Below are 13,884 nucleotides of genomic sequence, written 5' to 3'. Positions count from 1 at the left end.
CTCACCGTTTTCGCTGTTAAGCCGGAGTCAGGCCGGAGCTTGGCTCAGCCGCGCGCTTTGAGCGCCGCTTGCGCCGCAGCCAGCCGCGCGATCGGCACGCGGTAAGGCGAGGCCGACACGTAATCGAGGCCGACGCTTTCGCAGAAGGCGATGGAAGCCGGGTCGCCGCCATGCTCACCGCAAATGCCCAGCTTGATGTTGCTGCGCGTGGCCCGGCCGCGCTCGGCCGCCAGCTTGATCAGCTCGCCCACGCCTTCCACGTCGATGCTGACGAACGGATCCTTGGCGTAGATCCCCTGCTCCACATAGGAGCCGAGGAAGCGGCCGGCATCGTCGCGGCTCACGCCCAACGTGGTCTGCGTCAGATCGTTGGTGCCGAACGAGAAGAACTCGCCAGCCTCGGCGATCTCGCCCGCACGCAGCGCGGCGCGCGGCAGCTCGATCATCGTACCGACGAGATATTCCACCGTCTTGCCACGCTCGTCGAACACCGCCTTGGCGGTGCGATCGACCACGGCCTTCATCAGCTCCAGCTCGCGCTTGGTCGCGACCAGCGGGATCATGATCTCCGGGATCGGTGCCTCGCCCGACTTCTCGGCGACGTCCAGTGCCGCCTCGAAGATGGCGCGCGCCTGCACCTCATAGATCTCGGGATAGGTGACGCCCAGGCGGCAACCACGGTGGCCGAGCATCGGGTTGAACTCGTGCAACTCACCCGCACGGCGCTTCAGCGTCTCGACATCCACGCCAGCCGCACTCGCCACTTCGGCGAACTCGGATTCCTCGTGCGGGAGGAATTCGTGGAGCGGCGGATCGAGCAGGCGCACCGTCACCGGTAGGCCAGCCATCACCTCGAAGATAGCCTGAAAGTCGCTGCGCTGCTCCGGAAGCAGCTTTTCGAGCGCCACACGGCGGCCCTTCTCGTCCTCGGCCAGGATCATCTGGCGCACGGCCGTAATCCGGTCCGCCTCGAAGAACATATGCTCGGTGCGGCACAGGCCGACGCCCTCCGCGCCGAAATCGCGTGCCGTCTGGCAGTCGAGCGGCGTTTCGGCGTTGGCACGCACCTTGAGGCGACGGACCTCGTCCGCCCACACCATCAGCGTGCCGAAATCACCCGCCAGTTCAGGCTGGATCGTCGCTACTTCACCGGCCATCACCTCGCCGGTGGCACCGTCGATGGTGAGCAGGTCGCCCTCGCGCACTTCGCGCCCCGCAATGCGCGCGATCTTCGCCTTGGCATCGATGGAAAGCGCGCCAGCGCCGGACACGCACGGACGCCCCATGCCGCGCGCCACCACGGCGGCGTGGCTGGTCATGCCGCCACGCGCGGTGAGGATGCCCTTCGCCGCATGCATGCCGTGGATGTCCTCGGGCGAGGTTTCGGTGCGCACCAGGATCACCGCCTTGTTCTCCGCGGCCCACTTCTCGGCGGTGTCTGCGTCGAAAACGGCTGCGCCCGAAGCGGCGCCGGGCGATGCCGGCAGGCCCTTGGTCAGCACATCACGCGTCGCCGACGGGTCGAGCGTCGGGTGGAGCAGCTGGTCGAGCGCCTGCGGATCGACGCGCAGGATCGCCTCGTCGCGGGTGATCAGGCCTTCCGCTGCCATGTCGACCGCGATCTTCAGTGCCGCCTTCGCGGTGCGCTTGCCCGAGCGGGTCTGGAGCATCCAGAGCTTGCCCTGCTGCACCGTGAATTCGATGTCCTGCATGTCGCGGTAGTGCCGCTCCAGCTGGTCGAAAACGGCGGCGAGCTCGGCATAGGCGTCGGGCATCGCCTCTTCCATGCTGAGCGGCTTGGCGCCGGCCTCTTCACGCGCGGTCTTGGTCAGATACTGCGGGGTGCGGATGCCGGCGACGACGTCCTCGCCCTGCGCATTGATCAGGAACTCGCCGTAATAGGCATTGTGCCCGGCGGACGGATCGCGGGTGAAGGCGACGCCAGTCGCGGAGGTATCGCCCATGTTGCCGAACACCATTGCCTGCACGTTGACCGCGGTGCCCCAGCTGCCGGGAATGTCGTTCAGGCGGCGATAGACCTTGGCGCGATCCGACTGCCACGAGCCGAACACGGCGCCAATCGCGCCCCACAGCTGATCGTGCACGTCCTGCGGGAACGGCTTGCCCTGCTGCTCGTCAACCAGCCCCTTGAACTCGGCCACGAGCGCCTTCAGGTCGGCCGCCGACAGCTCGGTATCGAGCGTGAAGCCCTTGTCTTCCTTAGCAACTTCTAGCGCTTCCTCGAACGCACCATGGTCGAGGCCGAGCACCACGTCCGAATACATCTGGATGAAGCGGCGATAGCTGTCCCAGGCGAAACGCTCGTCACCGCTTGCGCTGGCGAGGCCCTCGACCGTCTGGTCGTTCAGGCCGAGATTGAGGACGGTGTCCATCATGCCGGGCATCGAGACGCGGGCGCCCGAGCGGACGGAAACGAGCAGCGGATCGGCGGGATCGCCGAACTTTTTGCCGGTGATCCCCTCGATATGCGCGATGCCCTCGGCCACTTCGCGGCGGACGCTGTCGGGGAAGGTTTCACCCTCCTCGTAATAGCGGGTGCACATGGCGGTGCTGATGGTGAAGCCCGGAGGCACCGGCAGGCCGATCGAGGCCATTTCGGCGAGGTTTGCGCCCTTGCCGCCCAGGAGGTTCTTATCCCCGCTGCCGCCGTCCGAAACGCCGCCGCCGAAACGATAGACGTATTGTGCGTCCGCCTCGTTCTTCGCCGCAGTAGCCATGGGTTATCGCCTCCCTGAAACTCGTTATTGCGCCGCAACACACGGCCGGGCGCCCGATTGCAAGCGCAAACCGGCGCCTTTGTAGATGTAACCGTTTACCCGCTTATCCCTCGATCCGCGAGAAATCCGCAACGCCGTGAACGGCTGCCCGAACCCGGGCCAGAAGCGCCAAACGGCCGGCTCGCTTGGCAGGATCCGCATCGTTCACAGTGACTTGATCGAAGAACGAATCGATCGGTGCGCGCAAGGTTGCCAGCGCCGCCATCGCTGCCTCGAAATCTTCGTTGGCGATCGCTTTTGCCGAGGCGGGTTCGGCCGCATCCAGTGCGGTGACCAACGCAGCTTCGGCCTGCTCCCGGCGATAATCGGCCTCGAATGGCGCGGTGTCGGCCTGATAGCTTTCCTTCTTCAGGATGTTCGCGGCGCGCTTGTATCCGGCGAGCAGATTGGCGCCGTCCTCGGTGCCGACGAACGACTGCAGCGCCTTCACCCGCGCGAGCAGGCGGACGAGATCGTCCTCGCCGCCGAGCGCGAACACCGCGTCGATCAGGTCGTGGCGAACGCCGGCTTCGCGCTGCTGCACCTTGAGGCGATCGGCGAAGAAATCGAGCACGTCGTTGTTGGCGGTCCGCGACAGCGGGAAGCGCAGGCCATTGTCGAGGATCAGTGCGAGGATGCCCAAGGCCGAGCGGCGGAGCGCGAACGGATCCTTGGAGCCGCTGGGCTTGAGATCGGCACCGAAGAACTGGGTTATGCTGTCCAGCTTGTCCGCCAGCGACACCGCGACCGTGACTGGCGCGGTGGGCACATCATCCCCCTGCCCGACCGGCTTATAGTGGTCGCGGATCGCTTCTGCGACTTCGGCGGGCTCGCCCTGTGCGGCGGCGTAATAGCCGCCCATCAGGCCCTGGAGCTCGGGGAATTCACCGACCATGCCGGTGACGAGATCGGCCTTGGCGAGGCGCGCGGCGCGTTCGGCCAACTCGGGATCGGCCCCCTTGACGATGCCTTCCTCGGCGAGCCAGCGGGCGAGCTTCGCCACGCGATCCACCTTGTCGGCGACGGTGCCGAGCTTTTCGTGGAAGACAATCTTTTCGAGCTTCGTCGCCTGGTCGGCGAGCGGCACCTTGAGATCGGTCTCGTAGAAGAAGCGCGCGTCGGAGAGGCGCGCGGCGAGCACCTTGCGGTTGCCCTCCACGATCCGCTCGCCACCGTCCGCCGCGTCGATGTTCGCGGTGCAGACGAAGGCGTTGGCAAGCGAGCCGCCCGCATCGCGGCAGACGAAATACTTCTGGTTCACGCGTGCGGTGAGCTGGATCACCTCGGGCGGCACGTCGAGGAACGCCTCGTCGAAGCGTCCGAGCAGCGGCACCGGCCATTCGGTGAGGCCGGCGTTCTCGCTGACCAGCCCTTCGTCCTCGATCAGCGTGAGGCCGGCCATGTTCGCGGCCATCTTGGCGCCGAGCGCGATCGTGGCGCGGCGTTCGTTCTGGTCGACGATGACGTGGCAGGCGCGCAGCTTTTCGACATAATCGGCCGCGCTGCCGATGGTGATGACGCCGGGGTGGTGGAAGCGGTGGCCGACCGTCGCCGCGCCGCTTTCGACGCCGGCGATGGCGCACGGCACCACATCGTCGCCAAACAGCGCGATGATGCCCTGCAGCGGGCGCACCCAGCGCAGGCTCTCGGTCGAAATCGAGGCATCGCCCCAGCGCATCGACTTGGGCCAGGGAAAAGCGCGGATGATCGTGGGGATCACCTCTGCGAGCACATCGGCGGTGGCGCGGCCGGGCTTGTCGATCACGGCGAACAAGGTGGCGCGGCCCTTCACCTCGCGGGTCTGGAGCGCGTCGCGCGTCAGGCCGGCCTTGCGCAGGAAACCTTCGATGGCAGCATCGGGCGCGTCCGCGGGCGGCCCCTTCAGCTCCTCGCTTACCGCCTGGGTCTCAGCCGGCAGATCACGGGCGATCAGCGCGAGACGGCGCGGCGTCGCGTAGGTGACGAGTTCGGCGGCCTTAAGCCCGGCCTTGTCGAGTTCGGCGGCGAACAGGCGGGCGAGATCCTCGCGGGCCTTGTCCTGCATGCGCGCCGGGATTTCCTCCGAGCGCAGTTCGAGGAGGAAGTCGGTCACGCCATCCACCCGTTCTTTTCCATATACGCCGTGCAGGCACCCTTCGCGAGATCGCGGACGCGGCCGATATAGGCCTGACGCTCGGCGACGGAGATCACGCCGCGCGCGTTCAGCAGATTGAAGATGTGGCTTGCCTCGATCGCCTGCTCATAGGCCGGGATCGGGAGCTTTGCTGCGAGACAATTCTCGCATTCGGCCGCCGCCTTTCGGAACAGGTCGAACAACGTGTCGGTGTCGGCGACCTCGAAGTTCCAGGTCGACATCTGCCGCTCGTTTTCGAGGAACACGTCGCCGTAGGAAACGCCGGCGTCGTTGAAGCGCAGGTCGTACACATTGTCGACGTTCTGAATGTACATCGCCAGCCGTTCGAGCCCGTAGGTGAGCTCGCCCGCAACCGGCTTGCAGTCAAAGCCGCCCATCTGCTGAAAATAGGTGAACTGGGTCACCTCCATCCCGTCGCACCACACTTCCCAGCCAAGGCCCCAGGCGCCCAACGTGGGGCTTTCCCAGTCATCCTCGACGAAGCGGATGTCGTGGCGGGTGAAGTCGATGCCGATCGCCGCGAGGCTGCCGAGATACAGCTCCTGCAGATCGGGCGGGCTCGGCTTCAGGATCACCTGATACTGGTAATAATGCTGCAGCCGGTTCGGGTTCTCGCCATAGCGGCCGTCGGTCGGGCGGCGGCTGGGCTGGACGAAGGCGGCATTCCACGGATCGGGCCCCAAGGCACGCAGCGTCGTGGCGGGGTGAAAGGTGCCCGCGCCCATGCGCATGTCATAGGGTTGCAGAATGGCGCAGCCCCGCGCTCCCCAATAGGAATGGAGGCGCAGGATCATGTCCTGGAAGCTCAATGGCGCGTCTGTTGAGGTGGCGTTCATCGCGGGGCGGGCAATGGCGGATGGCTCGCCAACAGGCAAGGGCCGCGCTAGGCTCGTGCCGCCTCGATCAGGAAGGTTGCCCGTTTCCGTGTTTCGACCCTTTACCCCGTTGTTCGCCGCGCTCGGCCTTGCCTTCACCCTGCCCGCCTGCGCGCAGCCCGCGCCGGTTGCGCAGGCGCAGCAGGACGCCGACCCCGCGCTATGGGTGGTGCGCGACAAGGATACGACGATCTATCTGTTCGGGACGATCCACGTCCTGAAACCCGGCCTGTCGTGGTTCGACGAGGCGGTGAAGAAGGCGTTCGACCGCTCGGGCACGCTGGTGCTGGAAATGGTGGAGCCCGATCAGGAGACGCAGCAGAAGATCGTCATTTCCAAGGCGTTTGCCAAAGGCGGGCCGCCGCTCACCGAAAAGCTGCCCGAGGACAAGCGCGCGGCATTCGTGAAGGCGCTGGAGGACAACAAGCTGCCGGTTGCCCAGTTCGAGCGGATGCAGCCGTGGTTCGCCGCGATCAGCCTGTCCGTGCTGCCGGTACAGAAGCTCGGCTATGATGCCGGGAACGGGCCGGAGGGCGTGCTGACCAAGGCCGCCAAGGCGCAGAAGAAGCAGGTGATGGGGCTGGAAACGTTCGAAGGGCAGATGTCGATCTTCGATTCGCTGTCGGAGAAGGCGCAGCTCGACCTGCTCAATTCCACCGTCGAGGAATTGCCCAAGGCGGGCGAGATGATGGACCGGATGGTGACGGATTGGGCGGCGGGCGACCCCGACGGGCTGGCCGAGACCATGAACGAGGGGCTGAAGGATTCGCCGGAGGTCGGCAAGGCGCTGCTCGCCGATCGCAACGCCAAATGGGCCGCGTGGATCGCCGAGCGGATGCGCACGCCGGGCCGCGTCTTCATCGCGGTGGGCGCCGGCCATCTGGCGGGGCCGCAGAGCGTGCAGGCGCAGCTCGGCAAGTACAAGCTGAAGGCGGTGCGTATAAAGTACTAAGCCGCGCGAGGATTGCTTTTCGCGCCGCGCCTCGCTATGCGCGCCCGCTTCCGGCCATGGTCATCCCTGGAGGCGTGGCGCGGAAGGACACACATGAGTTTCGGAGAATAACGATGAGCGACCAGCTGACGCTCGCAGCCGAGACGCGTGACCGGGTTGGCAAGGGAGCCTCCCGGGCGCTGCGTCGTGACGGCCGCGTCCCCGCCGTGATCTACGGCCAGAACAAGGAGCCGACCTCGATCCACCTCGAGGAGAAGGCCCTGGTGAAGGCACTGGGCACCGGCCACTTCATGAACACCGTCGTGATGCTGAACGGCGAGCGCACCCTGCCCAAGGACGTGCACTTCCACCCGGTTACCGATCGTCCGGTTCACGTCGACTTTCTGCGCATCGGCGCGCACTCGACCGTCACCGTCGCGGTGCCGGTGGCGTTTGTCGACGAAGATCTGGCGCCGGGCATCAAGAAGGGCGGCGTGCTGAACGTGGTTCGTCACGAGCTGGAGCTGGTGTGCGACGCGGCGGAAATCCCGTCGGAAGTCACCATCTCGCTGAAGGGCCTGGAAGTGGGCGAATCGCTCCACATTTCGGCCGTGACGCTGCCCAAGGGCACGCAGTCGGCGATCGACGATCGCGACTTCACCATTGCGACGGTGGTTGCACCGTCGGCGCTGAAGTCGGCCGAGGGCGACACCTCGACCGAAGCGACCGAGACGACCGACACGGCCGAGGACGCGTCGGACGCGTAATGTCGTTCGGTGCCGCCTGGGGCGGCACGGTTTCGCGGGCGGGAGGCGGCAACGCCCCCCGCCCGTTTTCGTTTGGGCGCCAATGACACGCCAATGTTACGCCAGTGACACGCCAATGATACGGATGGATCGGTGATGCAGCTATGGGTCGGCCTGGGCAATCCGGGCCCGCAACATGCGATGCAGCGACACAATGTCGGCTTCATGGCGGTCGATGCGATCGCCGAGGTGCATGACTTCGGCGCGACGGCGAAGAAATTCCAGGGCTGGGTGCGCGAGGGGCGGCTGGGCAATCAGAAGGTGCTGCTGCTGAAGCCCGCGACGTTCATGAACGAGAGCGGCCGCAGCGTGGCCGAGGCGCTGCGCTTCTACAAGCTGGGCGTCGAGGTGCTGACCGTCTTTCATGACGAGCTCGACCTTGCGCCGATGAAGGTGAAGGTGCGGATGGGCGGCGGGCTGGCGGGGCACAATGGGCTGCGCTCGATCGACCAGCATCTGGGACCAGAGTTTCGGCGCGTGCGGCTGGGTATCGGGCATCCGGGGCACAAGGACCGCGTGACGGGCCATGTGCTCGGCAATTACGCCAAGAGCGAAATGGACCCGCTGAGCGACCTGCTCGGTGCGCTGGCGGCGGAGGCACCGACGCTGGCGGCGGGCGATGACGTGCGCTTCATGAACGACGTGGCGCTTAGGCTACAGGGCTGAGCGCCCCTTCCCCATCGCGGCCGCGCGCAGTATCGCGCAGGGGCCATGCTGTTTTCGCCTGACACCTGCCCGCGCCTCGTGGTGAAGATCGGCTCGGCGCTGCTGGTCGACCCGGCGGGCGCGGTGCGGCGCGACTGGCTGGCGGGCATCGCTGCCGACGTCGCCGCGCGTGCCGGTGCCGGGCAGCAGGTGGCGATCGTTTCCTCCGGCGCGATCGCGCTGGGGGCGCGTCGGCTCGGCCTGCCGCGTGGCGGGCGAGCGAGCCTCGAGGATGCGCAGGCGGCGGCGGCGACCGGGCAGATCGCGCTCTGCCAAACCTGGGCGGAGGTGCTCGGCGAGAACGGGCTGACCGCGGCGCAGATGCTGGTGACGCTGGACGATCTGGAGGATCGCCGCCGTTACCTCAACGCCGCGGCGACGCTGGGGCGGCTGCTGCAACTCGGCACGGTGCCGGTGATCAACGAGAACGACAGCGTGGCGACCGCCGAGATCCGCTTCGGCGACAACGATCGGCTGGCGGCGCGCGTGGCGCAGGCGGCGGGCGCGGATGGCGTGCTGCTGCTGTCCGACATCGACGGCCTTTACGATCGCAATCCGGCGCAGCCCGGGGCGGTGCACATCCCGGTGGTCGCGCAGATCGACGCGCGGGTCGCCGGCATGGCGGACGTCGGCTCGGCATCGGGCATGGGATCGGGCGGCATGGTGTCAAAGATCGCGGCGGCGCGGATCGCGACGGGGGCCGGCGTTGCGCTGGCGATTGCGTCGGGGCGGGTCGACCGGCCGCTGTCGACCGAGGCGCGGCACACGATGTTTTTGCCGGAGAAGCGCGCCAGCGCCCGCAAGGCTTGGCTGGCGGGGCGACTGACGGCGAACGGCGTCGTCACGGTGGACGCGGGCGCGGCGCAGGCACTGGCGGAAGGGCGCAGTCTGCTGGCGGCGGGGGCGACGGCGGTGTCGGGCGATTTCGCGCGCGGCGACGTGGTGACGATCGCGGGGCCGGACGGGCCGATCGCGCGCGGGCTGGCGGAATATGACGCGGGCGAGATGCAGCGGCTGCTTGGCCGGCGCAGCGAGGAGCAGGAGGCGCTGCTCGGCTATGCGCCGCGCGCAGCGCTGATCCACCGCAATCATATGGCGCTGCTGTGATCCTGGCGCTGACCGGCGGCACCGGCTTTGTCGGCCGGGCGACGATCGATGCAGCGCTGGCGGCGGGGCATCAGGTCCGGGCGCTGACGCGGCGGCCGCAGGCGACGCGCGAAGGCGTTGTCTGGGTGGCGGGGGCGTTGGACGATGCGGCAAGCCTTGCCGCGCTGATCGACGGCGCCGACGCGGTCATCCACATCGCCGGCGTGGTCAACCCGCCCGACAAGGCGGGGTTCGTTGCGGGCAATATCGACGGGACGCGCGCGGTGATCGCGGCGACGGGTGTGCGGCGGCTGGTGCATGTGTCGTCGCTGTCGGCGCGCGAGCCGCAGCTATCGGTATACGGCTGGTCGAAGCGCGAGGCGGAGACGATCGTGGCGGAGAGCGCCAGCGACTGGACGATCGTGCGCCCGACCGGCGTTTATGGCCCCGGCGATACCGAGATGCGCGACATGTTCCGGCTCGCGCGGCTTGGCCTTGCCTTTCTGCCGCCGCCGGGGCGCGTGTCGCTGATCCATGTCGCGGACCTGGCGCGATTGCTGGTCCTGCTCGCCGAGCGGCCGGGCGCGGAAGAACTATACGAGGTCGATGACGGCGAGACGCTGACCCATGCCGATCTCGCCGCCGCGATCGGCCGCGCGGTGGGACGGCGCGTGCTGCCGATGCATTTGCCGGAGGCGCTGATGCGCGTTGCCGCTCGGCTGGATCGCACGCTGCGCGGCGACGGCGCCAAGCTGACGCTCGACCGGGTCGCGTATCTGAGCCATCCCGACTGGACCGCGCGAGCCGATCGTCGCCCGCCGGCAAACCTGTGGGTGCCGCAGATCGCGCTCGACCAGGGCATGGCGCAGACGGCGCGGTCTTACGCCATCGCACGATGACCACGCTTCCGCCGCATTCGATTGGCACCTTCGCTGCTTGCAGCTAAGGACCCGGCATGAGCGACCGCGATAGCATCTTCGACACCGTCAAGGCCCAGATCGAACCCTTCAACAAGAAGGGCGTGACGGTCACCGAGGCGACGACCTTCCAGGGCGATCTCGAATGGGATTCGCTGACCGTGATGGATTTCGTCGCGGCGATCGAGGACGAGTTCGACATCATCATCACGATGAACATGCAGGCCGAGATCGAGACGGTGGGCCAGCTTGCCGATGCGGTCGCCAAGCTGAAGAACTGAACGCCCGTTTCACGCCGTGCGCGGACATCGCCCGCATGGCGCCCGTGGTGAAATGACACGACCCGATTTGAACGGTTGGGATTAGACAAGACATGACCGAAACCGGCCTTCAGGCTGAAGCCCTGCCCGCTGAGCCCGCCACCGTGGCGCCGGAGCGTGACCTGTTCGACAAGTTCGCGCCGCTGATCGCGGAACGGCAGGCGCTGCTCGATTCTGGCGTGCGCGATCCGTTCGGCATCGTGATGGAGGAGGTGAAGAGCCCCACCGTCGCGGTGATCAAGGGCCGCGAGACGATCCTGCTCGGCACCTACAATTACATGGGCATGACGTTCGATCCCGACGTCATCGCCGCCGGCAAGCAGGCGTTCGACAGGTTCGGCAGCGGCACCAACGGCAGCCGCGCGCTGAACGGCACCTTCCACGATCACATGGAAGTCGAGCAGGCGCTGCGCGACTTCTATGGCATGTCGGGCGCGATCGTCTTTTCAACGGGTTATCAGGCGAACCTGGGCGTCATCTCAGCCATTGCCGGCAAAGGCGAGTATATCATCCTCGACGCCGACAGCCATGCGTCCATCTATGACGGCTGCGCCATGGGCAATGCCGAGATCGTCCGCTTCCGCCACAATTCGGTCGAGGATCTCGACAAACGGCTCGGGCGCCTGCCCAAGGAGCCGGGCAAGCTCGTCGTCCTCGAAGGCGTCTATTCGATGCTCGGCGATATCGCGCCGCTGAAGGAAATGGTCGCCGTCGCCAAGAAACATGGTGCGATGGTGCTGGTCGACGAGGCGCATTCGATGGGCTTCTTCGGCCCCAATGGCCGCGGCGTGTATGAAGATCAGGAGCTGGAGGATCAGGTCGATTTCGTGATCGGCACCTTCTCCAAGTCGGTCGGCACCGTTGGCGGCTTCTGCGTGTCGAACCATCCCAAGTTCGAGATCCTGCGCTTCGTCTGCCGCCCTTATATCTTCACCGCCAGCCTGCCGCCGGCGGTGGTCGCGTCCGCCACCGCCTCGATCCGCAAGCTGATGCACGCCAAGGACAAGCGCGCGCAGCTGTGGGCGAACACCCGGCAGCTGCATGGCGGGCTGAAGCAGCTCGGCTTCCGCCTGCCGACCGATACGCCCGAGTCCGCCATCGTCGCCGTGATCCTCGACGATCAGGAAACGGCCGTCCGCATGTGGCACGGGCTGCTGGAGGCCGGGCTGTACGTCAACGTGGCGCGGCCGCCGGCAACCCCGGCGGGCATGTTCCTGCTGCGCTGCTCGGTCTGCGCGGAGCATACGCCCGAGCAGATGGCCAAGGTGATCGCGATGTTCGAAGCCGCCGGCCGCGCCACCGGCGTGATCGCCTGAACCGCGCGCCGGCACCGCTTCCGCCGAGTCGTCCCATCTGATAGTCCCATGCCCGTGATCGCGGACAAGGCTGCCGAAGCCCCCAGGGCGCTGCTTTCAGCCCGGCGCACCATCACGCTTATCGTGATCGGTGTGCTGGGTATCGGCGTGCTCGTGGCGCTGATCCTCGCATTGGGCGAGGCGAACCGGCAGCGCGACCGCGCGGTGTCGCTGCAATCGCACAGCTATGACGTGATGATCCTGGCCCGGACGCTGTCGGGCACGATCGCACAGTCGGAGGCGTCGCTCGGCCGCTACGTCATCTCCGGGGACAAGCAGCTCGGCCAATCCTATTTCGATGATTGGCGACGTGCCGGGGACCAGATCCAGCGACTGTCATCGCTGACGCGCGACGACGCTGCACAGCAGCAACGCGTCGCCCGCCTGCGATCCGCCTATCAGAAGCGCGGCGAGGAACTGTCGCTGATTGCGCTGTCCACCACCTACGGCAAGAACCAGCAGGCGCTGTCCCGCTATTATGCCGCGCGGCAGGCGCCGGCGCTGGATCAGATCCGCACCGTGCTTGACGAGATCATCGCCGGCGAGCGCGACGTGCTGATCCAGCGGACGGCAGCGACCATGGCGCTGGTGACGCGATCGACGAGGGCGGCGTTCGTGTTTTCCGCCTTTGGCGTGTTGCTGCTGCTGGGCGCGCTGGTGCTTGGCTGGATGACGGTCCGTTTATTGACGGCAGGCGCGCAGGCGCAGGCGGAGGCGGATGCCGAGCGCGCCAGAGCCGCCGAACTTGCGGTCGCTGTGCGCGAAGCGACCGATGAGTTGCGCGCGCAGGAGGCGCGGCTGCGGCAGGCGCATAAGATGGATGCCATCGGCCAGCTGACCGGCGGCATTGCGCACGATTTCAACAACATGCTCGCCATCATTATCGGCGGGCTCGAACTGGCGCAGCGGTCCGCCGCGGGTGCGGCCGGCGACGCCGGGCGACACATCGAGAGCGCACGCGAGGGCGCGCTGCGTGCCGCAGAGCTGACGCGCCGCCTGCTCGCCTTTGCCCGCGAGGGACCGATCGACCCGCAACGGGTGCCGGTCGGCACGCTGCTCGCCACCATGCGCGACTTGATGGACCGGACGCTCGGCGACGGGATCACCGTCGAGATCGTCGACGAGACAGCTGGTGCCTGCGTCCACGCCGATCGCGTGCAGCTGGAAAACTGCATCCTGAACCTGGCGGTGAATGCGCGCGATGCCATGGACGGGCGCGGATTGCTGACCATCACCACGCGGCTAGAGCCGTCGGACAATGGCGAGCTGGTGACGATCGCGGTTCGCGATACCGGCTGCGGCATGGCGCCCGAAGTGGCGGAACGCGTGTTCGAGCCGTTTTTCACGACCAAGCCGATGGGCAAGGGCACTGGGCTCGGCCTCAGCCAGGCATTTTCGTTCACGCGGCAACTGGGCGGCGACGCCATCATCGACACGGCGCCTGGTGCGGGCACGACCGTCTGCCTGCGCATTCCGCGCGACCTCGGAGAGGCGAGCGAGCCGGCGCACGACCAGCCCGAAGCGATCGAGCAACCCGCCACCGGATCGCTCAAGATTCTGGTTGTGGAGGATGATCCGCGCGTCCTTTCCGCGACCGTCGGTGCGCTGACCGAACTCGGCCACACCGCCCTGCCCTGCCCCGACCCCGCGCAGGCACCGCAAGCGCTCGAAGAACACGCCCCCGTCGACCTGATCCTCAGCGACGTGCTGATGCCGGGGCAGACCGGGCCGGAGATGATCGCCGCGCTCGATCGGCAGTACGCGGCAATCCCGGTGCTCTTCGTCACCGGCTTTGCCGGCGAGACCCGCGATCCGGAGCATTTCGGCGGGCATCACGTGCTACGCAAGCCGTTCACCCTGGTCGGCCTGGAGCGGGCCATTGCGGAGGCGATGGCGCGGCAGCGCACCGGCGACCTGCACAGCCTGGCGGCCGAATAGCGCCAGGGCGCCAGGGTGACGGATCGTTTGCCGCTACGAT

At 67.2% G+C, this 13,884-nt stretch carries 11 protein-coding genes; 8 read left to right on the top strand and 3 right to left on the bottom strand.

Annotated features, from left to right (window positions below):
• Positions 1–44: 44 nt before the first annotated feature.
• From ppdK to SPDO_RS01975, 3 genes are all read right to left on the bottom strand, one after another.
• Positions 45–2,738 carry a pyruvate, phosphate dikinase gene (ppdK, locus tag SPDO_RS01985; RefSeq protein WP_088365760.1) on the bottom strand — a complete coding sequence of 898 codons (2,694 nt, stop codon included), beginning with the start codon at positions 2,736–2,738 and terminating at the stop codon, positions 45–47.
• Between the two features lie 103 nt (positions 2,739–2,841).
• Positions 2,842–4,869: a glycine--tRNA ligase subunit beta gene (gene glyS, locus SPDO_RS01980; RefSeq protein WP_088366320.1), complete on the bottom strand. Its 2,028-nt coding sequence runs from the start codon at positions 4,867–4,869 to the stop codon at positions 2,842–2,844.
• Entirely contained in the window at positions 4,866–5,705 is an 840-nt protein-coding gene (locus SPDO_RS01975) for a glycine--tRNA ligase subunit alpha (protein WP_088366321.1), read from the bottom strand. The genes glyS and SPDO_RS01975 overlap by 4 nt, the downstream gene beginning before the upstream one ends.
• Before the next feature lie 130 nt (positions 5,706–5,835).
• Here SPDO_RS01975 and SPDO_RS01970 point away from each other — a divergent pair, with 130 nt between their 5' ends.
• The 8 genes from SPDO_RS01970 to SPDO_RS01935 all read left to right on the top strand — a co-directional run bounded on the left by SPDO_RS01970 (position 5,836) and on the right by SPDO_RS01935 (position 13,844).
• Entirely contained in the window at positions 5,836–6,738 is a 903-nt protein-coding gene (locus tag SPDO_RS01970) for a TraB/GumN family protein (protein ID WP_245828993.1), read from the top strand.
• 113 nt (positions 6,739–6,851) lie between these two features.
• Positions 6,852–7,484 (top strand): 50S ribosomal protein L25/general stress protein Ctc, encoded by a 633-nt coding sequence (locus tag SPDO_RS01965; protein WP_088365759.1) that lies wholly within the window; start codon positions 6,852–6,854, stop codon positions 7,482–7,484.
• A gap of 135 nt (positions 7,485–7,619) precedes the next feature.
• The gene (gene pth / locus SPDO_RS01960) at positions 7,620–8,189 is read left to right on the top strand and encodes an aminoacyl-tRNA hydrolase (RefSeq protein WP_088365758.1); all 570 of its coding nucleotides are present in this window, start codon (positions 7,620–7,622) and stop codon (positions 8,187–8,189) included.
• Between the two features lie 45 nt (positions 8,190–8,234).
• A complete protein-coding gene (proB, locus tag SPDO_RS01955; RefSeq protein WP_088365757.1) occupies positions 8,235–9,335 on the top strand; it encodes a glutamate 5-kinase in 1,101 nt (366 codons plus the stop codon).
• Complete coding sequence (locus SPDO_RS01950) at positions 9,332–10,213, top strand: NAD-dependent epimerase/dehydratase family protein (RefSeq protein ID WP_088365756.1); 882 nt, start codon at positions 9,332–9,334, stop codon at positions 10,211–10,213. Before proB ends, SPDO_RS01950 begins: the two co-directional genes overlap by 4 nt.
• 56 nt (positions 10,214–10,269) lie before the next feature.
• On the top strand, positions 10,270–10,512 hold the full coding sequence (locus SPDO_RS01945; RefSeq protein WP_046410945.1) for an acyl carrier protein: 243 nt from the start codon (positions 10,270–10,272) through the stop codon (positions 10,510–10,512).
• Between the two features lie 92 nt (positions 10,513–10,604).
• Positions 10,605–11,867: a serine palmitoyltransferase gene (gene spt, locus SPDO_RS01940; protein ID WP_088365755.1), complete on the top strand. Its 1,263-nt coding sequence runs from the start codon at positions 10,605–10,607 to the stop codon at positions 11,865–11,867.
• Between the two features lie 48 nt (positions 11,868–11,915).
• Positions 11,916–13,844: an ATP-binding protein gene (locus SPDO_RS01935; protein ID WP_088365754.1), complete on the top strand. Its 1,929-nt coding sequence runs from the start codon at positions 11,916–11,918 to the stop codon at positions 13,842–13,844.
• Positions 13,845–13,884 lie beyond the last annotated feature (40 nt).

This window comes from Sphingomonas dokdonensis, from assembly GCF_002197685.1.
GTDB classification, from domain to species: Bacteria; Pseudomonadota; Alphaproteobacteria; order Sphingomonadales; family Sphingomonadaceae; genus Sphingomonas; species Sphingomonas dokdonensis.
The sequence above is the reverse complement of the archived record's forward strand: the minus strand, read 5'-3'. Positions and strand labels throughout refer to the sequence as shown.

Bases quoted from the DNA above. Each gene is read 5' to 3' on its own strand.
- spt (WP_088365755.1), top strand. From the start codon at position 10,605: ATGACCGAAACCGGCCTTCAGGCTGAAGCCCTGCCCGCTGAGCCCGCC.
- pth (WP_088365758.1), top strand. From the start codon at position 7,620: ATGCAGCTATGGGTCGGCCTGGGCAATCCGGGCCCGCAACATGCGATG.
- proB (WP_088365757.1), top strand. From the start codon at position 8,235: ATGCTGTTTTCGCCTGACACCTGCCCGCGCCTCGTGGTGAAGATCGGC.
- SPDO_RS01965 (WP_088365759.1), top strand. From the start codon at position 6,852: ATGAGCGACCAGCTGACGCTCGCAGCCGAGACGCGTGACCGGGTTGGC.
- ppdK (WP_088365760.1), bottom strand. From the start codon at position 2,738: ATGGCTACTGCGGCGAAGAACGAGGCGGACGCACAATACGTCTATCGT.
- SPDO_RS01975 (WP_088366321.1), bottom strand. From the start codon at position 5,705: ATGATCCTGCGCCTCCATTCCTATTGGGGAGCGCGGGGCTGCGCCATT.
- SPDO_RS01935 (WP_088365754.1), top strand. From the start codon at position 11,916: ATGCCCGTGATCGCGGACAAGGCTGCCGAAGCCCCCAGGGCGCTGCTT.
- SPDO_RS01945 (WP_046410945.1), top strand. From the start codon at position 10,270: ATGAGCGACCGCGATAGCATCTTCGACACCGTCAAGGCCCAGATCGAA.